The organism is Thermomonospora sp. CIF 1 (assembly GCF_001896795.1).
Lineage (GTDB): Bacteria > Actinomycetota > Actinomycetes > Streptosporangiales > Streptosporangiaceae > Thermomonospora > Thermomonospora curvata.
The window spans coordinates 293,570-319,257 of the sequence record NZ_MOYN02000015.1 but is presented as its reverse complement, the minus strand read 5'-3'; the positions used below and the strand labels follow the sequence as shown (position 1 = coordinate 319,257).

The following is a 25,688-nucleotide window of genomic DNA, read 5'->3' as shown; positions in this document are numbered from 1 at the left end:
CATGTCGTGGTGGTCCAGGACGGCCTGCAGCGCTCCGGTCAGGTGGTCGAGGTCCAGGCCGGGGGGCGCGTGCAGCAGCATCCGCTGGCTGTAGTCGTCGGTGGGGCCGTGCAGCTCCCGGAACCAGTGCATGATCGGGGTGGCCGGCACAGGACCCACCCCCGCACCCGGAGGTTCGGTTTCGGCGGCCTCGTCGGTGGCGTTGCGGGCGATGGCGGCCAGTTCCTCAACCGTCTGATGCTGGAAGACCTCCCGCGGGGAGATCACCAGCCCGGCCTGGCGGGCACGGGAGACCAGCTGGATGGCGATGATGGAATCCCCACCCAAATCGAAGAAGCCGTCATCGATGCCGACCCGCTCCAGCCCCAGCACCTCGGCGAACAGCCCGGCCAGGATCTCTTCCCGCTCATTGCGCGGGGCACGCGAGGAGACCTGGGCGGAAAAGTCCGGAGCCGGCAGGGCCTTGCGGTCCAGCTTGCCGTTGACCGTCAACGGCAACGCATCCAAGAACACCACCGTGGCCGGAACCATGTAATCCGGCAACGACCGGCCCGCGAACCTGCGCAGCTCGGCCACATCGGCATCCCCGACCACATACGCAACCAGCCGATCATCACGAACGATCACCGCGACATCGGAGACCGCTTCGTGGCGGGAGAGCACCGCTTCGATCTCACCGAGTTCGATGCGGAAGCCACGCAGCTGCACCTGCTGGTCCGAACGCCCCAGGTACTCCAGGCGGCCATCACGCAACCACCGCCCCAAGTCCCCGGTGCGGTACATGCGACTGCCCGGCTCCCCGAACGGATCAGCGATGAACCGCTCAGCCGACAACCCCGGCCGGTTCAGATAGCCGCGGGCCAGCCCGGCACCGGCCACGTAGAGTTCACCGATCACTCCCGGCGGGACCGGCTGGAGCCGCTCATCCAGCACATACAGGCGCAGGTCCGGGATACCGGTACCGATCACGCTGCCCGGGGCCGAGGCGCAGTAGAAGCTGTCCAGGGCGATGTAGGAGACATGCACGGTGGTCTCAGTGATCCCGTACATGTTCACCAACACCGGCGCATCATCGGCATGCCGGGAGTACCAGTCCTCCAACCGGCCCAGCTCCAGCGCCTCACCACCGAAAATCACATACCGCAACGCCAACTCGGCGCCCGGGTTGTCCCGGTCGGCGGCCATCAACTGGTAGAAGGCCGACGGCGTCTGGTTGAGCACGGTCACCTTCTCCCGGGCGAGGAGCTTGAGGAAGTCCTCGGGCGAACGGGAGGTCAGGAACGGCACCACCACCAGGCGGCCGCCATACAGCAGCGGCCCCCACAGCTCCCACACCGAGAAGTCAAAGGCGTAGGAGTGGAACAGCGTCCACACATCGTCCGGGCCGAAGCCGAACCACTGCTCGGTGGAGGCCAGCAACCGCACCACATTGCGATGCGGAATCACCACACCCTTAGGCCGGCCGGTGGAACCGGACGTGTAGATCACATACGCCGGATTGTCCGGACGCAACCCCACATCGCCCAGGTTCTCGGCTGAGTAATCGGCGAGGGTGTGCTCGTCCAGGAGCACCTTGGGCATGGACTCCGGGAGCACCCCGGCGGCCTCGGCCGTGGTGACGGCCAGGACGGGGCGGGAGTCTTGGAGCATGTAGGCGATGCGATCGGCCGGGTAATCGGGGTCGATCGGCACATACGCCGCCCCCGCCTTCAACACCGCCACAATCGCCACCACCAGCTCAGCCGAACGCGGCAACGCCAACGCCACAAACCGCTCCGGCCCAGCCCCCCGCTCCCGCAACAACCGCGCCAAACGGTTGGCCGCCGCGTTCAACTCCCCATACGTCAGATGCGCACCCTCAAAAGTCACCGCCACCGCATCCGGAGCACGCAACGCCTGCGCCTCGAACAACGCAGGAATCGTGGCCCGCTCGGCGGTCGTGTCCGCTCCCGCGAGCAGGGCCGGGGCGGCCGGGGCGGCGGTGCTCAGGTGCGCTCCGCGCGCCCAGTCGGTGAGGATGGTGCGCCGCTCGGCCTCGCTCAGCAGCTCCACCGAGCCGATGGGGGCGTCGGGGTCGGCGGTCACCGCGCGCAGCAGGCGGGTGAGGCGTTCGGCCAGCGCCGCCACGGTGGGCTGGTCGAAGCGGTCGAGGGCGTATTCGAAGGCGGCCTCGATCCCGGCCGGGGTGCCGTCGTCGCCGGTGCGTTCCTCCACATACAGCGACAGGTCGAACTTGGCGGCGCCGGCGCCCAGGGATTCGGGGGCGGCGGTCAGGCCGTCGACCTCCAGCGACGCCTCGGGGTTGTTCTGGAAGGACAGCACCACCTGGAACAGCGGGTGGCGGCCCATGTGCCGGGCCGGGTTGAGCACCTCCACCAGCCGTTCGAACGGCACGTCCTGGTTGGCGTAGGCGGCCAGGTCGGTCTCCCGCACCCGCGCCACCAGCTCCCGGAAGCTCGGGTTCCCGGAGGTGTCGGTGCGCAGCACGAGCATGTTGACGAACATGCCGACCAGGTCGTCCAAGGCCTCGTCGGTGCGGCCGGCGATCGGCGAGCCGATCGGCACGTCGGTGCCCGCGCCCATGCGGGTCAGCAGGGCGGCCAGCGCCGCCTGCAGCACCATGAACAGGCTGGCCTGCGAGGAGCGGGCCAGTTTCGTCAGCTCCGCGTGCAGCTCGGCGTCCAGCTCGAAGGAGTGCAGGCCGCCGCGGTAGCTGGCCTCGGCCGGGCGGGGCCGGTCGGCCGGCAGCGCGATCTCCTCCGGCAGATCGGCCAGCGTCTCCTTCCAGAACGCGATCTGCCGGCTGATCAGCGAGTCGGGGTCGTCCTCGGAGCCGAGGAGCTGCTGCTGCCAGAGGGTGTAGTCGGCGTACTGCACCGGCAGCGGCGACCAGCGCGGCTCCTCGCCGCCGCGGCGGGCCAGGTAGGCGGTGATCACGTCGCGGGCCAGCGGCGCCATCGACCAGCCGTCCCCGATGATGTGGTGCATCACCAGCACCAGGACGTGCTCGGTCTCGCCCAGCCGCAGCAGCCGGGCGCGCAGCGGCGGCTCGGCGGCCAAGTCGAAGCCGCGGCCGGCGATCTGGGCCAGCGCGGCCGGCAGGGCGGCCTCGGTGACGTCCTCCACCGGCAGGGCGGGGCGGGCGTCGGCGGGGTCGAGGATCTGCTGGCGGGGGGTGCCGCCGCTGTCGGGGAAGATCGTGCGCAGCGACTCGTGCCGGGCCACCACGTCCGCCAGCGCCGCCCGCATCGCCGCGTAGTCCAGCTCGCCGTGCAGCCGCAGCGCCACCGGCACGTTGTAGGTGGCCGACGGACCTTCGAACCGGTTGAGGAACCACAGCCGCTGCTGGGCGTACGACAGCGGGATGCGGTCGGGGCGTTCGGCCGGCCGCAGCGGGGGGCGCGCCGTGCCGGCCGCCTCGTCCAGGCGGGCCGCCAGGCGGGCCACGGTGGGCGCCTCGAACAGCGCGCGGACCGGCAGCTCGACCGACAGCGCCGAGCGGATCCGCCCCACCAGGCGGGTGGCGGTCAGCGAGTCACCGCCCAACGCGAAGAAGTCGTCGTCGATGCCGACCCGGGGCACGCCCAGGATCTCGGCGAACAGCCCGCACAGGATCTCCTCGCGGGGGGTGCGCGGGGCCCGTCCGGCGGTGGCGGAGGCGTCGGGGGCCGGCAGCGCCGAACGGTCCACCTTGCCGCCGACCGTCAGCGGCAGCGCCTCCAGCACCACCACCAGCGGAACCATGTAGTCCGGCAAGGTTTCGGCGAGGAAGCGGCGCAGCTCGGCGGCGTCCAGGGCGCGCCCGGCGGCGGGCACCGCGTAGGCGGCCAGCCGCCGCTCGCCGGGCCGGTCCTCGCGGACGATCACGGCGGTCTGCGCCACGTCCGGGTGGCGCAGCAGCGCGGCCTCGATCTCGCCCAGCTCGATGCGGAACCCGCGGACCTTGACCTGGTCGTCGACGCGGCCCAGGTAGTCCAGCGCGCCGTCGGCCCGCCAGCGCACCAGGTCGCCGGTGCGGTACATGCGGGCGCCGGGCGGGCCGAACGGGCAGGCCACGAACCGCTCGGCGGTCAGGCCCGGCCGGTGCAGGTAGCCGCGGGCCACGCCGTCGCCCTCGACGTACAGTTCGCCGGGCACCCCGATCGGGACGGGCCGCAGCCGGTCGTCCAGCACGTGCAGCCGGGCGCCGGTCACCGGGCGCCCGATCGGCGGGGTCTCCCCCACCTGCAGCGGGTCGCTGATGGTGGCGGCCACGGTGATCTCGGTGGGCCCGTAGGCGTTGATCATGCGGCGGCCGGGGGCCCAGCGCGCCACCAGGTCCGCTCCGCTGGCGTCGCCGCCGACCACCACGGTGCGCAGCGACTCCAGCCCTTCGGAGGGGACGCCGGCCAGCGCGGCGGGGGTGATGAACGCGCGGGTGACGCCCTGGTCGCGCAGCAGTTCGGCGAGCTGCTCCCCGCCGTAGATCCCGGGCGGGACGATCACCATGGCCGCGCCGGGGCGGAAGGCCATCAGCGCCTCCAGCACGGAGGCGTCGAAGCTGGGCGAGGAGAACTGCAGCGTCCGGTCCTCGGCGCTCACCTCGTAGCGTTCGACCTGGGTTTCGGCGAGGTCGGCCAGGCCGCGGGCGGTGACCACCACGCCCTTGGGGCGTCCGGTGGAGCCGGAGGTGTAGATGACGTAGGCCGGGTTGTCCGGCCGCAGCGGGCCGCGCCGTTCACCGTCGGTGACGTCGGCGGCGTCGTAGCCGGAGACGTCGGTCTCCTCCAGGATCAGCCAGCCCGCCGCGGACGCGCCCGCGTCCGCCCCGGGCGCCGGGGGCAGGGCGGCGGCGTGCTCGCCGGTGGTGATGCCCAGCACCGGCCGGGAGTCGCCCAGCATGTAGGACAGCCGGTCGGCCGGGTTGGCCGGGTCCAGCGGCAGGAAGGCGGCGCCGGCCTTGTTCACGGCCAGGGCGGCGGTCCAGTACTCCACCGAGCGGGGCATCGCCAGCGCGACGATGTCCTCCGGGCCGACGCCCCGTTCGATCAGGTGGCGGGCCAGGCGGTTGGCGCGGGCGTTCAGCTCGGCGTAGCTCAGCACGGCCTCGCCGGAGATGACCGCCGGGGCGTCGGGGCGGGCGGCGGCCTGGGCCTCGACCATGGCGGGCAGGGTGAGCGGCGGCACCGAGGGGGCGCCGGTGCCCCAGGCGGTGATGCGCCGGTGCTCCTCCTCACCCAGCAGGTCCAGCCGGCCGATCTCGGTCTCGGGGTCGTCGGCGAACGTCTCCAGCAGCCGCACCACGCGGCCCAGCAGGCGGTCGGCGGACTCGGCGTCGCAGGCGTCGGGACGGTGGTCCAGCCGCAGCGACAGGCGCGGCCCGGGCACGGCCACGAACGACAGCGGGAAGTGGGTGGCGTCGCGGGAGCCGAAGCCGGTGATGCGCAGCCCGCCCAGGGTGCCGTCCATGGCCGACGGGTCGAACGGGTAGTTCTCCAGCGCCGTCATGGTGTCGAACAGGGCCGGGTGCCCGGTGACGCGCTGGATGTCGGTCAGCCCCAGGTGGTGGTGGGGCAGCAGCTCGGCCTGCTCTTCTTGGAGGCGTTCCACCAGGTCGGCCAGGGTGTCGGTGGGGGCGAAGCGGACCCGCACCGGGATGGTGTTGATGAACAGGCCGATCATCTGCTCCACGCCGGGCAGCTCCGGCGGGCGGCCGGAGACGGCGGCGCCGAACACCACGTCGCGGCGGCCGGTGAAGTTGCCGAGCACCACGCCCCAGGCGGCCTGCAGCAGCGTGGCGAGGGTGGCGCCGTGCCGGCGGGCCAGCCGGGTCAGCCGGCCGGACAGTTTCTCCTCCAGCTCCACTTCCCGCCGGCCGGGCGGGACGGGGGGACGGCCGGCCAGCTCGGGCGCCACCAAGGTGGGCTCTTCCAGGCCGTCCAGGGCCTGCCGCCAGGCGTCCTCGGCGGCGGCGCGGTCCTGCTTGACCAGCCAGGCCAGGTAGCTCTTGTAGGGAGCGGGACGGGGCAGCCCGTTGTCGCTGCCGCCGGCCACATACAGCGCGAACAGCTCGGTGGCCAGCACCGGGGTGGACCAGCCGTCCAGCAGGATGTGATGGTTGGTGAAGATCAGCCGGTGCCGGCCGCCGGGCAGGCGGGCCAGCGTGAACCGCAGCAGCGGCGGCTCGGTCAGGTCGAACGGGCGCCTCAGCTCCTGTTCGGCCAGCCGGTCGGCCTCTTCTTCGGAGGCCACGTCGATCTCCTGCCAGGGCAGGTCGACCCGGCGGGGGATGACCTGGACGGGACGGCTGAGCCCTTCATGCCAGAAGGCCGCCCGCAGGTTGGGGTGGCGGCGCAGCAGCGTCTGCGCGCTCGCCCGCAGCACCGCCGCATCCAGCGGCCCCTCCAGGTCGAGGGTCAGCTGGGCGGTGTAGATGTCGCCGCCGGCCTGCCCGGCGGACCCTCCGTCCAGCAACGCGTGAAAGAAGAACCCCTGCTGGAGCGGCGACAGCGGCAGGATGTCTTCCAGGTCCGACCGGTTCAACTCTTGTTCCTCCACGCCGCCTGCAGTGCGTCGATCTCAGCCTGGTCAAGGTCCACCAGCAGGTCGGAGGGGGTGAACCCGCCGGCCTGCCCGTCGTCGGCCTCCAGATGGGCCACCAATCCGCGCAACGCCGCGAACCACGCCTCGGCCAGCGCCCGCACCTGGTCTTCGGGCAGCACGCCGTCCGGCCAACTCCAGGTGGCGGTCAGCTCGGGACCGCCGGGCAGGTCGCGGGTGACGGCGTTGATCTCCAGGACGTGCGCCATGGGCAGCCGCGGGTCCTCCCCGGAGGGCGGCTCCTCGGGGGCCAGCGCCCAGTCCTCCTCCCCGCCGGGGGCGACCCGGCCCAGGTAGTTGAAGGCGATCTGGGGGCGGGGCAGATCGGCCAGCTCCTCGGCGGTGGCCGGGTTGAGGTGGCGCAGCAGGCCGTAGCCGATGCCGTTGTCGGGGACCTGCCGCAGCTGCTCCTTGACCTGCTTGAAGGCGGTGCCCAGGGCCGCGCTCCCGGCGGTGACCTCCTCCCAGGGCACGGCCCCGGGGTCCAGCCGCACGGGGTGGATGGTGGTGAACCAGCCGACCGTGCGGGACAGGTCCACGCCGGGGAAGATCTCCTGCCGGCCGTGGCCCTCCAGGTCGATGAGCACCCCGCTGCCCTTGCCGCCGCGGTCGCGCCGCCACTTGGCCACGGCCAGCGCCAGCCCGGTCAGCAGGGCGTCGTCCACCCCGGCGTGGTAGGCGGCCGGGACCGAGGTCAGCAGCGGCTCGGTGACCTCCGGCGGCAGCGTCAGCGACAGGCTGCGGGCGCGGGCGGCCACGTCCACCGCCGGGTCCAGGCGGCGGTCGCCGAGCTTGGCGTTGGGGCCTTCGAGGATGCCGATCCAGGTGTCCAGTTCGGCGACGCGCTCCGGGTCGGTGGCCTCGGCGACCAGGCGCTGCGCCCAGCGGCGGAAGGACGTGCCGACCGGTTCCAGGCGCGGGGTCTGCCCGGCGGCGATGGCGGCCCAGGCGGTGACCAGGTCGGGCAGCAGGATCCGCCACGACACCCCGTCCACCACCAGGTGGTGCAGCATGACCAGCAGCCGGCCCTGGGCGGCGGGGCCGGCGTCCAGCCACACCAGCTGCGCCATGACGCCGCCGGCCGGGTCCAGGCGGTCGCGGGCGGCGGCGGCCTGCTGGGCCACCACTTCGGCGATCTTGTCGCCGTCCAGCCCGGCGATGTCGACCCGGTGCACGAGCGCGGCGGCGTCCACGCTCCCGGCCGGCCGCACCACCGGCTGCCAGCCGTCGTCGATGCGCAGCCGCAGCATGTCGTGGTGGTCCAGGACGGCCTGCAGCGCTCCGGTCAGGTGGCCGAGGTCCAGGCCGCCGGGGGTGCGCAGCAGGACCGACTGGTGGAAGCCGCTGTGCTCGCCGCCGCGTTCCCGCAGCCAGTGCATGATCGGGGTGGCCGGCACAGGACCCACCCCCGCACCCGGAGGCTCGGTTTCGGCGGCCTCGTCGGTGGCGTTGCGGGCGATGGCGGCCAGTTCCTCAACCGTCTGATGCTGGAAGACCTCCCGCGGGGAGATCACCAGCCCGGCCTGGCGGGCACGGGAGACCAGCTGGATGGCGATGATGGAATCCCCACCCAAATCGAAGAAGCCGTCATCGATGCCGACCCGCTCCAGCCCCAGCACCTCGGCGAACAGCCCGGCCAGGATCTCTTCCCGCTCATTGCGCGGGGCACGCGAGGAGACCTGGGCGGAAAAGTCCGGAGCCGGCAGGGCCTTGCGGTCCAGCTTGCCGTTGACCGTCAACGGCAACGCATCCAAGAACACCACCGTGGCCGGAACCATGTAATCCGGCAACGACCGGCCCGCGAACCTGCGCAGCTCGGCCACATCGGCATCCCCGACCACATACGCAACCAGCCGATCATCGCGAACGATGACCGCCACGTCCGTCACGGACGGGTGCCGCGCCAAGGTCGCCTCGATCTCACCGAGTTCGATGCGGAAGCCACGCAGCTGCACCTGCTGGTCCGAACGCCCCAGGTACTCCAGGCGGCCATCACGCAACCACCGCCCCAAGTCCCCGGTGCGGTACATGCGACTGCCCGGCTCCCCGAACGGATCGGCAATGAACCGCTCAGCCGACAGTCCTGGGCGGTTCAGGTAACCACGCGCCAGCCCGGCACCGGCCACGTAGAGTTCACCGATCACTCCCGGCGGGACCGGCTGGAGCCGCTCATCCAGCACATACAGGCGCAGGTCCGGGATACCGGTACCGATCACGCTGCCGGGGGCCGAGGCGCAGTAGAAGCTGTCCAGGGCGATGTAGGAGACATGCACGGTGGTCTCAGTGATCCCGTACATGTTCACCAACACCGGCGCATCATCGGCATGCCGGGAGTACCAGTCCTCCAACCGGCCCAGCTCCAGCGCCTCACCACCGAAAATCACATACCGCAACGCCAACTCGGCGCCCGGGTTGTCCCGGTCGGCGGCCATCAACTGGTAGAAGGCCGACGGCGTCTGGTTGAGCACGGTCACCTTCTCCCGGGCGAGGAGCTTGAGGAAGTCCTCGGGCGAACGGGAGGTCAGGAACGGCACCACCACCAGGCGGCCGCCATACAGCAGCGGCCCCCACAGCTCCCACACCGAGAAGTCAAAGGCGTAGGAGTGGAACAGCGTCCACACATCGTCCGGGCCGAAGCCGAACCACTGCTCGGTGGAGGCCAGCAACCGCACCACATTGCGATGCGGAATCACCACACCCTTAGGCCGGCCGGTGGAACCGGACGTGTAGATCACATACGCCGGATTGTCCGGACGCAACCCCACATCGCCCAGGTTCTCGGCTGAGTAATCGGCGAGGGTGTGCTCGTCCAGGAGCACCTTGGGCATGGACTCCGGGAGCACCCCGGCGGCCTCGGCCGTGGTGACGGCCAGGACGGGGCGGGAGTCTTGGAGCATGTAGGCGATGCGATCGGCCGGGTAATCGGGGTCGATCGGCACATACGCCGCCCCCGCCTTCAACACCGCCACAATCGCCACCACCAGCTCAGCCGAACGCGGCAACGCCAACGCCACAAACCGCTCCGGCCCAGCCCCCCGCTCCCGCAACAACCGCGCCAAACGGTTGGCCGCCGCGTTCAACTCCCCATACGTCAGATGCGCACCCTCAAAAGTCACCGCCACCGCATCCGGAGCACGCAACGCCTGCGCCTCGAACAACGCAGGAATCGTGGCCCGCTCGGCGGTCGTGTCCGCTCCCGCGAGCAGGGCCGGGGCGGCCGGGGCGGCGGTGCTCAGGTGCGCTCCGCGCGCCCAGTCGGTGAGGATGGTGCGCCGCTCGGCCTCGCTCAGCAGATCGACCGACCCGATGGGGGCGTCGGGGTCGGCGGTCACCGCGCGCAGCAGGCGGGTGAGGCGTTCGGCCAGCGCCGCCACGGTGGGCTGGTCGAAGCGGTCGAGGGCGTATTCGAAGGCGGCCTCGATCCCGGCCGGGGTGCCGTCGTCGCCGGTGCGTTCCTCCACATACAGCGACAGGTCGAACTTGGCGGCGCCGGCGCCCAGGGATTCGGGGGCGGCGGTCAGGCCGTCGACCTCCAGCGACGCCTCGGGGTTGTTCTGGAAGGACAGCACCACCTGGAACAGCGGGTGGCGGCCCATGTGCCGGGCCGGGTTGAGCACCTCCACCAGCCGTTCGAACGGCACGTCCTGGTTGGCGTAGGCGGCCAGGTCGGTCTCCCGCACCCGCGCCACCAGCTCCCGGAAGCTCGGGTTCCCGGAGGTGTCGGTGCGCAGCACGAGCATGTTGACGAACATGCCGACCAGGTCGTCCAAGGCCTCGTCGGTGCGGCCGGCGATCGGCGAGCCGATCGGCACGTCGGTGCCCGCGCCCATGCGGGTCAGCAGGGCGGCCAGCGCCGCCTGCAGCACCATGAACAGGCTGGCCTGCGAGGAGCGGGCCAGTTTCGTCAGCTCCGCGTGCAGCTCGGCGTCCAGCTCGAAGGAGTGCAGGCCGCCGCGGTAGCTGGCCTCGGCCGGGCGGGGCCGGTCGGCCGGCAGCGCGATCTCCTCCGGCAGATCGGCCAGCGTCTCCTTCCAGAACGCGATCTGCCGGCTGATCAGCGAGTCGGGGTCGTCTTCGGAGCCGAGGAGCTGCTGCTGCCAGAGGGTGTAGTCGGCGTACTGCACCGGCAGCGGCGACCAGCGCGGCTCCTCGCCGCCGCGGCGGGCCAGGTAGGCGGTGATCACGTCGCGGGCCAGCGGCGCCATCGACCAGCCGTCCCCGATGATGTGGTGCATCACCAGCACCAGGACGTGCTCGGTCTCGCCCAGCCGCAGCAGCCGGGCGCGCAGCGGCGGCTCGGCGGCCAAGTCGAAGCCGCGGCCGGCGATCTGGGCCAGCGCGGCCGGCAGGGCGGCCTCGGTGACGTCCTCCACCGGCAGGGCGGGGCGGGCGTCGGCGGGGTCGAGGATCTGCTGGCGGGGGGTGCCGCCGCTGTCGGGGAAGATCGTGCGCAGCGACTCGTGCCGGGCCACCACGTCCGCCAGCGCCGCCCGCATCGCCGCGTAGTCCAGCTCGCCGTGCAGCCGCAGCGCCACCGGCACGTTGTAGGTGGCCGACGGACCTTCGAACCGGTTGAGGAACCACAGCCGCTGCTGGGCGTACGACAGCGGGATGCGGTCGGGGCGTTCGGCCGGCCGCAGCGGGGGGCGCGCCGTGCCGGCCGCCTCGTCCAGGCGGGCCGCCAGGCGGGCCACGGTGGGCGCCTCGAACAGCGCGCGGACCGGCAGCTCGACCGACAGCGCCGAGCGGATCCGCCCCACCAGGCGGGTGGCGGTCAGCGAGTCACCGCCCAACGCGAAGAAGTCGTCGTCGATGCCGACCCGGGGCACGCCCAGGATCTCGGCGAACAGCCCGCACAGGATCTCCTCGCGGGGGGTGCGCGGGGCCCGTCCGGCGGTGGCGGAGGCGTCGGGGGCCGGCAGCGCCGAACGGTCCACCTTGCCGCCGACCGTCAGCGGCAGCGCCTCCAGCACCACCACCAGCGGAACCATGTAGTCCGGCAAGGTTTCGGCGAGGAAGCGGCGCAGCTCGGCGGCGTCCAGGGCGCGCCCGGCGGCGGGCACCGCGTAGGCGGCCAGCCGCCGCTCGCCGGGCCGGTCCTCGCGGACGATCACGGCGGTCTGCGCCACGTCCGGGTGGCGCAGCAGCGCGGCCTCGATCTCGCCCAGCTCGATGCGGAACCCGCGGACCTTGACCTGGTCGTCGACGCGGCCCAGGTAGTCCAGCGCGCCGTCGGCCCGCCAGCGCACCAGGTCGCCGGTGCGGTACATGCGGGCGCCGGGCGGGCCGAACGGGCAGGCCACGAACCGTTCGGCGGTCAGGCCCGGCCGGTGCAGGTAGCCGCGGGCCACGCCGTCGCCCTCGACGTACAGTTCGCCGGGCACCCCGATCGGGACGGGCCGCAGCCGGTCGTCCAGCACGTGCAGCCGGGCGCCGGTCACCGGGCGCCCGATCGGCGGGGTCTCCCCCACCTGCAGCGGGTCGCTGATGGTGGCGGCCACGGTGATCTCGGTGGGCCCGTAGGCGTTGATCATGCGGCGGCCGGGGGCCCAGCGCGCCACCAGGTCCGCTCCGCTGGCGTCGCCGCCGACCACCACGGTGCGCAGCGACTCCAGCCCTTCGGAGGGGACGCCGGCCAGCGCGGCGGGGGTGATGAACGCGCGGGTGACGCCCTGGTCGCGCAGCAGTTCGGCGAGCTGCTCCCCGCCGTAGATCCCGGGCGGGACGATCACCATGGCCGCGCCGGGGCGGAAGGCCATCAGCGCCTCCAGCACGGAGGCGTCGAAGCTGGGCGAGGAGAACTGCAGCGTCCGGTCCTCGGCGCTCACCTCGTAGCGTTCGACCTGGGTTTCGGCGAGGTCGGCCAGGCCGCGGGCGGTGACCACCACGCCCTTGGGGCGTCCGGTGGAGCCGGAGGTGTAGATGACGTAGGCCGGGTTGTCCGGCCGCAGCGGGCCGCGCCGTTCACCGTCGGTGACGTCGGCGGCGTCGTAGCCGGAGACGTCGGTCTCCTCCAGGATCAGCCAGCCCGCCGCGGACGCGCCCGCGTCCGCCCCGGGCGCCGGGGGCAGGGCGGCGGCGTGCTCGCCGGTGGTGATGCCCAGCACCGGCCGGGAGTCGCCCAGCATGTAGGACAGCCGGTCGGCCGGGTTGGCCGGGTCCAGCGGCAGGAAGGCGGCGCCGGCCTTGTTCACGGCCAGGGCGGCGGTCCAGTACTCCACCGAGCGGGGCATCGCCAGCGCGACGATGTCCTCCGGGCCGACGCCCCGTTCGATCAGGTGGCGGGCCAGGCGGTTGGCGCGGGCGTTCAGCTCGGCGTAGCTCAGCACGGCCTCGCCGGAGATGACCGCCGGGGCGTCGGGGCGGGCGGCGGCCTGGGCCTCGACCATGGCGGGCAGGGTGAGCGGCGGCACCGAGGGGGCGCCGGTGCCCCAGGCGGTGATGCGCCGGTGCTCCTCCTCGCCCAGCAGGTCCAGCCGGCCGATCTCGGTCTCGGGGTCGTCGGCGAACGTCTCCAGCAGCCGCACCACGCGGCCCAGCAGGCGGTCGGCGGACTCGGCGTCGCAGGCGTCGGGACGGTGGTCCAGCCGCAGCGACAGGCGCGGCCCGGGCACGGCCACGAACGACAGCGGGAAGTGGGTGGCGTCGCGGGAGCCGAAGCCGGTGATGCGCAGCCCGCCCAGGGTGCCGTCCATGGCCGACGGGTCGAACGGGTAGTTCTCCAGCGCCGTCATGGTGTCGAACAGGGCCGGGTGCCCGGTGACGCGCTGGATGTCGGTCAGCCCCAGGTGGTGGTGGGGCAGCAGCTCGGCCTGCTCTTCTTGGAGGCGTTCCACCAGGTCGGCCAGGGTGTCGGTGGGGGCGAAGCGGACCCGCACCGGGATGGTGTTGATGAACAGGCCGATCATCTGCTCCACGCCGGGCAGCTCCGGCGGGCGGCCGGAGACGGCGGCGCCGAACACCACGTCGCGGCGGCCGGTGAAGTTGCCGAGCACCACGCCCCAGGCGGCCTGCAGCAGCGTGGCGAGGGTGGCGCCGTGCCGGCGGGCCAGCCGGGTCAGCCGGCCGGACAGTTTCTCCTCCAGCTCCACTTCCCGCCGGCCGGGCGGGACGGGGGGACGGCCGGCCAGCTCGGGCGCCACCAAGGTGGGCTCTTCCAGGCCGTCCAGGGCCTGCCGCCAGGCGTCCTCGGCGGCGGCGCGGTCCTGCTTGACCAGCCAGGCCAGGTAGCTCTTGTAGGGAGCGGGACGGGGCAGCCCGTTGTCGCTGCCGCCGGCCACATACAGCGCGAACAGCTCGGTGGCCAGCACCGGGGTGGACCAGCCGTCCAGCAGGATGTGGTGGTTGGTGAAGATCAGCCGGTGCCGGCCGCCGGGCAGGCGGGCCAGCGTGAACCGCAGCAGCGGCGGCTCGGTCAGGTCGAACGGGCGCCTCAGCTCCTGTTCGGCCAGCCGGTCGGCCTCTTCTTCGGAGGCCACGTCGATCTCCTGCCAGGGCAGGTCGACCCGGCGGGGGATGACCTGGACGGGACGGCTGAGCCCTTCATGCCAGAAGGCCGCCCGCAGGTTGGGGTGGCGGCGCAGCAGCGTCTGCGCGCTCGCCCGCAGCACCGCCGCATCCAGCGGCCCCTCCAGGTCGAGGGTCAGCTGGGCGGTGTAGATGTCGCCGCCGGCCTGCCCGGCGGACCCTCCGTCCAGCAACGCGTGAAAGAAGAACCCCTGCTGGAGCGGCGACAGCGGCAGGATGTCTTCCAGGTCCGACCGGTTCAACTCTTGTTCCTCCACGCCGCCTGCAGTGCGTCGATCTCAGCCTGGTCAAGGTCCACCAGCAGGTCGGAGGGGGTGAACCCGCCGGCCTGCCCGTCGTCGGCCTCCAGATGGGCCACCAATCCGCGCAACGCCGCGAACCACGCCTCGGCCAGCGCCCGCACCTGGTCTTCGGGCAGCACGCCGTCCGGCCAACTCCAGGTGGCGGTCAGCTCGGGACCGCCGGGCAGGTCGCGGGTGACGGCGTTGATCTCCAGGACGTGCGCCATGGGCAGCCGCGGGTCCTCCCCGGAGGGCGGCTCCTCGGGGGCCAGCGCCCAGTCCTCCTCCCCGCCGGGGGCGACCCGGCCCAGGTAGTTGAAGGCGATCTGGGGGCGGGGCAGATCGGCCAGCTCCTCGGCGGTGGCCGGGTTGAGGTGGCGCAGCAGGCCGTAGCCGATGCCGTTGTCGGGGACCTGCCGCAGCTGCTCCTTGACCTGCTTGAAGGCGGTGCCCAGGGCCGCGCTCCCGGCGGTGACCTCCTCCCAGGGCACGGCCCCGGGGTCCAGCCGCACGGGGTGGATGGTGGTGAACCAGCCGACCGTGCGGGACAGGTCCACGCCGGGGAAGATCTCCTGCCGGCCGTGGCCCTCCAGGTCGATGAGCACCCCGCTGCCCTTGCCGCCGCGGTCGCGCCGCCACTTGGCCACGGCCAGCGCCAGCCCGGTCAGCAGGGCGTCGTCCACCCCGGCGTGGTAGGCGGCCGGGACCGAGGTCAGCAGCGGCTCGGTGACCTCCGGCGGCAGCGTCAGCGACAGGCTGCGGGCGCGGGCGGCCACGTCCACCGCCGGGTCCAGGCGGCGGTCGCCGAGCTTCAGGCGGCGGTCGCCGAGCTTGGCGTTGGGGCCTTCGAGGATGCCGATCCAGGTGTCCAGTTCGGCGACGCGCTCCGGGTCGGTGGCCTCGGCGACCAGGCGCTGCGCCCAGCGGCGGAAGGACGTGCCGACCGGCTCCAGGCGCGGGGTCTGCCCGGCGGCGATGGCGGCCCAGGCGGTGACCAGGTCGGGCAGCAGGATCCGCCACGACACCCCGTCCACCACCAGGTGGTGCAGCATGACCAGCAGCCGGCCCTGGGCGGCGGGGCCGGCGTCCAGCCACACCAGCTGGGCCATGACGCCGCCGGCCGGGTCCAGGCGGTCGCGGGCGGCGGCGGCCTGCTGGGCCACCACTTCGGCGATCTTGTCGCCGTCCAGCCCGGCGATGTCGACCCGGTGCACGAGCGCGGCGGCGTCCACGCTCCCGGCCGGCCGCACCACCGGCTGCCAGCCGTCGTCGATGCGCAGCCGCAGCATGTCGTGGTGGTCCAGGACGGCCTGCAGCGCTCCGGTCAGGTGGCCGAGGTCCAGGCCGCCGGGGGTGCGCAGCAGGACCGACTGGTGGAAGCCGCTGTGCTCGCCGCCGCGTTCCCGCAGCCAGTGCATGATCGGGGTGGCCGGCACAGGACCCACCCCCGCACCCGGAGGCTCGGTTTCGGCGGCCTCGTCGGTGGCGTTGCGGGCGATGGCGGCCAGTTCCTCAACCGTCTGATGCTGGAAGACCTCCCGCGGGGAGATCACCAGCCCGGCCTGGCGGGCACGGGAGACCAGCTGGATGGCGATGATGGAATCCCCACCCAAATCGAAGAAGCCGTCATCGATGCCGACCCGCTCCAGCCCCAGCACCTCGGCGAACAGCCCGGCCAGGATCTCTTCCCGCTCATTGCGCGGGGCACGCGAGGAGACCTGGGCGGAAAAGTCCGGAGCCGGCAGGGCCTTGCGGTCCAGCTTGCCGTTGACCGTCAACGGCAACGCATCCAAGAACACCACCGTGGCCGGAACCATGTAATCCGGCAACGACCGGCCCGCGAACCTGCGCAGCTCGGCCACATCGGCATCCCCGACCACATACGCAACCAGCCGATCATCGCGAACGATGACCGCCACGTCCGTCACGGACGGGTGCCGCGCCAAGGTCGCCTCGATCTCACCGAGTTCGATGCGGAAGCCACGCAGCTGCACCTGCTGGTCCGAACGCCCCAGGTACTCCAGGCGGCCATCACGCAACCACCGCCCCAAGTCCCCGGTGCGGTACATGCGACTGCCCGGCTCCCCGAACGGATCGGCAATGAACCGCTCAGCCGACAGTCCTGGGCGGTTCAGGTAACCACGCGCCAGCCCGGCACCGGCCACGTAGAGTTCACCGATCACTCCCGGCGGGACCGGCTGGAGCCGCTCATCCAGCACATACAGGCGCAGGTCCGGGATACCGGTACCGATCACGCTGCCGGGGGCCGAGGCGCAGTAGAAGCTGTCCAGGGCGATGTAGGAGACATGCACGGTGGTCTCAGTGATCCCGTACATGTTCACCAACACCGGCGCATCATCGGCATGCCGGGAGTACCAGTCCTCCAACCGGCCCAGCTCCAGCGCCTCACCACCGAAAATCACATACCGCAACGCCAACTCGGCGCCCGGGTTGTCCCGGTCGGCGGCCATCAACTGGTAGAAGGCCGACGGCGTCTGGTTGAGCACGGTCACCTTCTCCCGGGCGAGGAGCTTGAGGAAGTCCTCGGGCGAACGGGAGGTCAGGAACGGCACCACCACCAGGCGGCCGCCATACAGCAGCGGCCCCCACAGCTCCCACACCGAGAAGTCAAAGGCGTAGGAGTGGAACAGCGTCCACACATCGTCCGGGCCGAAGCCGAACCACTGCTCGGTGGAGGCCAGCAACCGCACCACATTGCGATGCGGAATCACCACACCCTTAGGCCGGCCGGTGGAACCGGACGTGTAGATCACATACGCCGGATTGTCCGGACGCAACCCCACATCGCCCAGGTTCTCGGCTGAGTAATCGGCGAGGGTGTGCTCGTCCAGGAGCACCTTGGGCATGGACTCCGGGAGCACCCCGGCGGCCTCGGCCGTGGTGACGGCCAGGACGGGGCGGGAGTCTTGGAGCATGTAGGCGATGCGATCGGCCGGGTAATCGGGGTCGATCGGCACATACGCCGCCCCCGCCTTCAACACCGCCACAATCGCCACCACCAGCTCAGCCGAACGCGGCAACGCCAACGCCACAAACCGCTCCGGCCCAGCCCCCCGCTCCCGCAACAACCGCGCCAAACGGTTGGCCGCCGCGTTCAACTCCCCATACGTCAGATGCGCACCCTCAAAAGTCACCGCCACCGCATCCGGAGCACGCAACGCCTGCGCCTCGAACAACGCAGGAATCGTGGCCTGCTCGATCACGGAGGCGGCGTCCACGCCCAGCAGGTCCGCGAAGACGCTTCCCTGGGCGTCCTGCGCCGCCTGGGCGGTGCCGCGCGCCCAGTCGGTGAGGATGGTGCGCCGCTCGGCCTCGCTCAGCAGCTCCACCGAGCCGATCGGGGCGTCGGGGTCGGCCAGCAGCGCCGCCAGGAACCGTTCGAAGCGGGCCGCCAGGTCCTCGGCGGTGGACGGGTCGAACAGGTCCAGGGCGTACTCCAGTTCGCCCTCCAGCCCGTCGTCGGTCTCGGTCAGCACCATCAGCAGGTCGAAGCGGGCGGTGCCGGCGTGCAGCGGTTCGGGCTCGGCGGTGAAGCCGGGCAGTTCCAGGCGGGCCCGCGGGTTGTTCTGGAAGGTCAAGCCGACCTGGAACAGCGGGTGGCGGCCCAGGTGGCGGGGCGGGTTGAGCACCTCCACCAGCCGTTCGAACGGCACGTCCTGGTTGGCGTAGGCGGCCAGGTCGGTCTCCCGCACCCGCGCCACCAGCTCCCGGAAGGTGGGGTTGCCGGAGGTGTCGGTGCGGAAGACCAGCATGTTGACGAACATGCCGACCAGGTCGTCCAAGGCCTCGTCGGTGCGGCCGGCGATCGGCGAGCCGATCGGCACGTCGGTGCCGGCGCCCATGCGGGTCAGCAGGGCGGCGAACGCGGCCTGGGCGACCATGAACGGGCTGGCGCCGGTGGCGCGGGCCACTTCCTGCAGCCGGTCGCGCAGCGCGGCGGGCAGGTGGAAGCGGACGGTGCCGCCCCGGTAGCTGGCCTCGGCCGGGCGGGGCCGGTCGGCCGGCAGCGCGATCTCCTCCGGCAGATCGGCCAGCGTCTCCTTCCAGAACGCGATCTGCCGGCTGATCAGCGAGCTGGGGTCGTCCTCAGAGCCGAGCAGTTTCTGCTGCCAGAGGGTGTAGTCGGCGTACTGCACCGGCAGCGGGTCCCAGCCGGGGGCGCGGCCCTCGGCGCGCGCGGCGTACGCGGTGATCAGGTCGCGGGCCAGCGGCGCCATCGACCACCCGTCGGCGGCGATGTGGTGCATCAGCAGCAGCACCACGTGCCGGTCGGGGGCCAGGGTGAACAGGTGGGCGCGCAGCGGCGGCTCGGCGGAGATGTCGAAGGGGTGACCGGCCGCCGAGGCCAGGTGCATCGGCAGTTCTTCCTCGGTGGTCTGCACGACCTGCAGCTCGGGGCGGGCCGCCGCCGGGTCCAGCACCAGCTGGCGGGGGGTGCCGCCGCTGTCGGGCAGCACGGTGCGCAGCGACTCGTGGCGTTCCACCACGTCACCGAGGGCGGCCTGCAACGCGGCCGGGTCGAGCCGGCCGGTGATCCGCAGCGCCACCGGCACGTTGTAGGTGGCCGACGGACCTTCGAACCGGTTGAGGAACCACAGCCGCTGCTGGGCGTAGGAGGGCGGGATGATCTCCGGGCGTTCGGCGGCCACCAGCGGCGGCCGGGCGGCGCCGGAGCCCTCCTCCCCCAGCAGGGCGGCCAGCTCGGCGACGGTCGGGGCGGTGAACAGCGCGCGGATCGGCAGTTCGGCGCCGAGCGTGGCGCGCACCCGGCTGACCACCCGCATGGCCAGCAGCGAGTCGCCGCCCAGGGCGAAGAAGTTCTCGTCGATGCCGACCTGCGGCAGTCCCAGCAGGTCGGCGAAGATCCCGCAGAGGATCTCCTCGCGGGGGGTGCGCGGGGCGCGGTGCTCTTCGGCGGTGACCGTCAGGTCCGGCTTGGGCAGCGCCTTGGTGTCGACCTTGCCGTTGGGGGTCAGCGGCAGGTCGTCCATCATCACCACCGCGGCCGGGACCATGGTCTCCGGCAGGTGCTCGCGGACGAAGGCGCGCAGCTCCTCGGGGTCGATCTGGGCGCCGGGGGCGGGCACCACGTAGGCGACCAGCTTCTTGACCGGGGCGGGGGCGGCCCGTCCGGCGTCGGCCGGGCTCTGCTGGGCGGCCAGCTTCTGGAACGCCGCCCGCAGCGCCGCGGCGTGCTCGCCGTCCGGCAGGTCGAGGTCGGCGATCTTGCGGGTCGCATCGTCGATCACCGTCTCGATCAGCGCCGGCAGCAGCGCGGCCAGGTGGCCGGCGCTTTCGCGGTCCAGCACGTCGGGGCGGTGGCCCAGCCGCAGGTGCATCCGCTCGCCGGGCACCACGTCCAAGGTGAGCGGGTAGTGGGTGGCGTCCAGCAGGTCCGCCCCGCTCAGTTGCAGGTCGCCGATGCGGGCGCCGAGCAGGGAGGAGTCCAGCGGGTAGTTCTCGAACACCGTCATGGTGTCGAACAGGGCGCCGCCGCCGGCCAGGCGGTGGATCTCCCCCAGCCCCAGGTGGTGGTGGGGCAGCAGCTCGGCCTGCTCGCGCTGCAGCCGGGTCAGGAACGCCGCCACCGTCTCATCGGGGTTCAGCCGGACCCGCACCGGCAGGGTGTTGATGAACAGGCCCACCATCTGCTCCACGCCCGGCAGCTCGGGCGGGCGGCCGGAGACCGTGGCGCCGAAGATCACATCGTCGCGGCCGGTGAGGCGGGCCAGCAGCAGGCCCCACACGCCCTGCATGAGGGTGTTGGGGGTCAGGCCGTGCCGGCGGGCCCAGCCCTGCAGCCGCTCGCCCAGGCCGGCGGGCAGCTCGATGCGGGTCTTGTCCGGCGGGACGGGGGGCCGGTCGGCGGCGGCCGGGGCGATCAGGGTGCCGGTGGCGCCCTCCAGCGCGGTGCGCCAGGCGGCCCGGGCCTCGGCGGGGTCCCGGTCGGTCAGCCAGGCCAGGTAGTCCTTGTAGGCGGGGGCGCGCGGCGGCTCCTGCCCGGTGTAGCGGGCCAGCAGCTCGCCGGCCAGCACCGGCATCGACCAGCCGTCCAGCGCGATGTGGTGGAAGCTCAGCAGCAGCCGGTGCCGCCGCTCCCCCAGCGTCAGCAGCGCAAAGCGCAGGAACGGCGGGCGCGTCAGGTCGAAGGGCCGGTTGCGTTCCTCGGCCATGACCTGCCGGACGGTCTCCTCGTCGGCCCCGGACAGGTCCAGGTGCCGCCAGGCGGGTTCGGCCCGGTCGCCGCGCAGCACGACCTGCAGCGGGGTGCCGTCGGCGCCCTGGACGAACGCGGTGCGCAGCGCCGGGTGCCGCCCGGGCAGGGCGCGGGCGGCCTCGCGCAGCGCGGCCTCGTCCAGGTCGCCGTCCAGGTCGAGGATGAGCTGGCCGGTGTAGACGTCGGTGACGCCCTCGGCCTCGGCGGCCAGCAGCGCGTGGAAGTACAGGCCCTGCTGCAGCGGCGCCACCGGCCAGATGTCCTCCAGGTCCGGGTGGGCGCGCTCCAGCCGTTCGACCTCGGCCTGGTCGAGGGAGACCAGCGGGAAGTCCGAGGGGGTGTGGCCGCCGGCGCCGGGGGTGCGGGTGTGCGCGGCGATGCCGCGCAGGGCGTCCAGCCACGCCTGCGCCAGCTCCCGCACGTCGGCCTCGGTCAGCAGGCCGGCGGGCCAGGTCCAGGTGGCGCTCAGGGCGGGGCCGTCGCCGGTGTCGCGGACGAGGGCGTCCACGGCCAGGGCGTGCGGCAGCGGCATCTGCGGGTCGGCGCCGCCGCTCAGCGCGCCGGCCTCGGCGGCCACGCTCCAGTCCCCGGAGCCGGACTCCACCTGGCCCAGGTAGTTGAAGACGACCTGCGGGGCGGGCAGCGCGGCCAGTTCCGGGGCGGTCTGCTCGTTGAGGTGGCGCAGCAGCCCGAAGCCCAGCCCGTCGCCGGGTACGGCGCGCAGCTGCTCCTTGACGCGTTTGACGGCCCGGGCGGCGTCGGGGCCGCCGGAGCACAGCGACGCCCAGTCGACGGCGCCCACGTCCAGGCGCACCGGGTATTTGCTGGTGAACCAGCCGACGGTGCGGGTCAGGTCGATGCCGGGCCGCAGCTCGGCGCGGCCGTGCCCCTCCAGGTCGAGCAGCACCGGGCCGGCGCCGCGGCCGCGGCCGCGGTGCCAGTGGGCGAGCGCGGCGGCGAAGGCGGCCAGCAGCACGTCGTTCGCCCGGCCGTGGAAGGCGGCCGGCGCCTCGCCCAGCAGGCGGGCGGTGACGTCGGCGTCCAGTTCCACTTCCAGGCGGGCGGCCGTGGCGTGGGTGTCGACGGCCGGGTCCAGCGGGCGGTCGCCCAGCGGCGCGTCGCCGCCGGACAGCACGTCCTTCCAGTGGCTGAGTTCGGCGACGCGCTCGGGGGCGCGCGCCTCCTCGGTGAGCAGCTCGGCCCAGCGGCGGTAGGAGGTGCCGACCGGGTCCAGCTCGGCGGGGCGGCCGTCGGCGGCGGCCTGCAGGGCGGTGACCAGGTCGGGCAGCAGGATCCGCCAGGAGACCCCGTCCACCGCCAGGTGGTGCAGCACCAGCAGCAGCCGGCCCTGGGCGGCGGGGCCGGCGTCCAGCCACACCAGCTGCGCCATGATCCCGGCGGACGGGTCCAGCCGCCGCCGGGCCGCCTCCAGTTCGGCGGCGACGGCCTGCTGCAGGTCGCCGGGGTCGGGGACGGGGACGCGCCGCACGCAGCCGGCGGCGTCGAGCGAGCCGGGCGGGGGGATCTCCAGGCCGCCGTCGGGCAGTTCCCGGATCCGCAGCGCGTCGTGGTGGTCCAGCACCGCCTGCAGCGCGGCGGTCAGGTGGCCGGTGTCCAGCCCGGCGGGGACGCGCAGCACCACGTTCTGGCTGAAACCGGCGGTGGGGCCGCCCAGTTCGCGCAGCCAGCGCATGATCGGGGTGGCGGTGAGCGGGCCGACGCCCGAGTCGGGGGCCTGCTCGGCCGTCTCCTCCTCGTCCCGGGTGCGCACGACGGCGGCCAGTTCCTCCACGGTGGGGTACTGGAACACCTCGCGCGGGGAGATCACCAGCCCGGCCTTGCGGGCCCGCGACACCAGGCGCATCGCGACGATGGAGTCGCCGCCCAGGTCGAAGAACCCATCGTCCAGCCCGATCCGCTCCACGCCGAGGACCTCGGCGAACAGGGCGCACAAGGTCTCCTCCACGGGCGTGCGCGGCGCCCGGTGGGGGCGTTCCTCGGCGGCGGAGTAGTCGGGGGCGGGCAGGGCGCGGCGGTCGAGCTTGCCGTTGCCGGTCAGCGGCAGCGTGTCGAGCACCATCACCGCGGCGGGCACCATGTACTCCGGCAGCCGGCGGGCCAGGTGGGCGCGCAGCCCGGCCGGGTCGGGGGCGGCGCCGGCGGCGGGCACCACGTAGCCGACCAGGCGTTTGTCGCCGGGCCGGTCCTCGCGGGCGATCACGGCGGCGTGGGCCACGTCCGGGTGGGCGGCCAGCGCGGTCTCGATCTCGCCCAGCTCGATCCGGAAGCCGCGGATCTTGACCTGCTGGTCGGCCCGGTCCAGGTACTCCAGCGTCCCGTCGTCGTTCCAGCGGACCAGGTCGCCGGTGCGGTACATGCGCTCGCCGGGCGCGCCGAACGGGCAGGCCACGAACCGTTCGGCGGTCAGCGCCGGGCGGTTCAGGTAGCCGCGGGCCAGGCCGGTGCCGGCGATGTACAGCTCGCCGGGCACGCCGGGCGGCACCGGGCGCAGCGCCTCGTCCAGCACGTACAGGCGGGTGTCGGCCAGGGGACGGCCGATCGGCACCGAGGTGGCGTCCTCGGGCAGGTCGTCGACGTAGTGGATGCTGGAGTAGGTGGTGGTCTCGGTGGGGCCGTAGACGTTGGCGATCCGCAGCGCGGGGCAGGCCTCCTGGACCCGGCGCATCGCCGCGGCCGAGGCCGCCTCGCCGCCGGTGTGGACCTCCCGCAGCGACGCCAGCGCCTGCGGGCGCTCGGCGGCCACCAGGTTGAACAGCGAGGTGGTCAGGAACATCCGGGTCAGCCCGCCCCCGGCGACGGCGCGGGCGAGCGCGTCGGCGTCCACCAGGCCCGGCTCGGCGACCACGCAGGTGGCGCCGCCCAGCAGCGCCGCCCAGGTCTCCACGGTGGAGGCGTCGAAGGCGTGGGCGGTGTGCACCAGGACGCGCTCGCCGGGGTGCATCACCAGGGCCGGGTCGGTGACGAAGTCGACCACGTCGCGGTGGCGGATCGCCACGCCCTTGGGGTGCCCGGTGGAGCCGGAGGTGAAGATGCCGTAGGCGAGCTGCTCGGGATGGACCGGTACGCCGGGGTCGGTGGCGGGCTGGGCGGCCAGCAGCGGGTCGGCGTCGACCACCAGCACGGTGGCGTCCAGCCCGGCGGCGCGGCCGGCCATGGCCCGGTCGCACACCAGCACCGGGGCGCCGGTGTCGGCCATCAGCCAGGCCACCCGCTCGGCCGGGTAGCCGTGGTGGACCGGCACGTAGTAGCCGCCGGTCTTGAGGATCGCCAGCGAGGCGACGATCAGTTCCGGTGAGCGGTCCACCAGGACGGCCACCGGGGTCTCCGGGCCGACGCCCAGGCCGATGAGGCGGTGCGCCAGGCGGTTGGCGCGCTCGTTCAGCTCCGCGTAGGTCAAGGTGGTCTCGCCGGCGCGGACGGCGATCGCGTCCGGGGCGGCGGCGACCTGCCGGGCGAAGCGGCCGACCACGGTGTCGGGGGTGCGGCCGGTGGCGGTGTCGTTCCAGCGGTGCAGCACCGTGTGGCGCTCTTGCGCGCCGAGCAGGTCCAGGGAGGCGAGGGTGGCGTCCGGGCCGGCCTCGGCCATGCGCTGCAGGAAGCGCACGTGGCGCTCGTGGTGGGCGGCGATCTCCTCGGCGGTGTACAGCTCGGGGTGGCCGTCGAGGTCGATGCGGGTGCCGCGGCCGTCCAGGCCGTCGTGGATGTTGAACGACAGGTCCTCGGTGAGTCCCAGCGCCAGGGCGTGGGCGCGGGCGCGGGCTTCGCCGAAGCGGGCGGTGTAGTCGAAGGGCATGATGTTGACGACCGCGCCGTACAGGCGGCGTTCCGCGCCGCCCAGCAGGCCCAGGTCGCGCATCAGGTCCTCGCGGCGGTAGCGCTGGTGGCGCAGCGCCCGCGCGGTGGCCCGGGAGACGGCGCGGGTCAGCTCCGCCACCGTCATGGACGGGCGCACGCTCACCCGCAGCGGCACGATGTTGGACATCATCGTGGGGGTCTGGCGGGCCAGCTCGGTGGTGCGCCCGGTCACCGCAAGGCCCAGCACGACGTCGTCGGTGCCGGTCATGGCGGCCATGTAGGCGGCGGTGGCGGCGATCGCCAGGGCGGGGGTGGCGCTGCGCAGCGCGCGGGCGGCCTCGGCCAGGCGGCGGCTGTCGTCGGGGCCGAGCGCGGTGGTGGCGCGGACGAAGTCCATGCTGGGGGCGACGACCTTGCCGACGTGGCGGGACAGGCCGCCGACCTCCGGCAGGTCGGCGAAGCGCTCGGTCCAGTAGGCGCGGTCCTGCTGGAAGCGCTCAGAGGAGCGGTAGGCCTCCTCTTCGGCCAGCAGCTCCCGGTAGGAGCCCAGGGAGCCGGGCCGGTAGCCGCGGCCCTCGGCCAGGTCGGTGTAGACCTCGGCGACGCGGGCGGCGATCAGGGCGCCGCCGAAGCCGTCCACGCAGATGTGGTGCGCCCGCAGGTACCACAGGTGCCGGTCGGGGGCCAGCCGCAGCACCGCCATCCGGTACAGCCGCTCACCGAACAGGTCCATGGGGGCGGCCATGTCGGCGCGCATCCACTCCTGCGCCGCCGCCATCGGATCGGCCTCGGCGGTGAAATCGACCGTGGGAATCGTGGCCTGAACACCCTCGGGAACGATCTGGTAGGGAATTCCGTCCCGTTCGACCAACCGGATGTGCAGCCCGGGGGTCTCGTCGGCCGCGAGGCGGGCCACCTCGTCCAGCAGCCCGGGTTCCAGCGCCCCCTCGATCTCGATGTACTGGGCGATGCAGATCGGCGTCTGCGGATTCAGTTGCTGCGCGTACCAGACACTGCGCTGCGCCGCTGAGAGAGGCAGAAGTTCCGGTGTCGACATCAAGCAAGCACTTTTCCGGTGAGAGGGGTTTCGGTCACACGAAGACAAAAACCGGGATGGGCTGGCCGGCCCCGTTTTCTTTTCGCTATGCCATACGGCATCACGGTCCCCACAAGCCGACCTTCCCGTCCCTTGTCCAGCCGGCTTCCCCCACCGCAGAGGCCCCCGTCTCTACTCAGGAGTAGCGGGG

The 25,688-nt window shown here is 73.1% G+C and carries 2 protein-coding genes and 1 pseudogene; all 3 read right to left on the bottom strand.

Annotated features, from left to right (window positions below):
* Positions 1-273: 273 nt before the first annotated feature.
* Positions 274-6,537, bottom strand: a pseudogene (locus tag BUE48_RS09405) (amino acid adenylation domain-containing protein); the annotation flags it as partial.
* Positions 6,519-14,348, bottom strand: a complete 7,830-nt coding sequence (locus tag BUE48_RS09400; protein WP_286989648.1) for a non-ribosomal peptide synthetase — start codon at positions 14,346-14,348, stop codon at positions 6,519-6,521. The pseudogene BUE48_RS09405 and the gene BUE48_RS09400, both read right to left, overlap by 19 nt.
* On the bottom strand, positions 14,345-25,498 hold the full coding sequence (locus BUE48_RS09395) for a non-ribosomal peptide synthetase (protein ID WP_286989668.1): 11,154 nt from the start codon (positions 25,496-25,498) through the stop codon (positions 14,345-14,347). Before BUE48_RS09395 ends, BUE48_RS09400 begins: the two co-directional genes overlap by 4 nt.
* Positions 25,499-25,688: the final 190 nt, after the last annotated feature.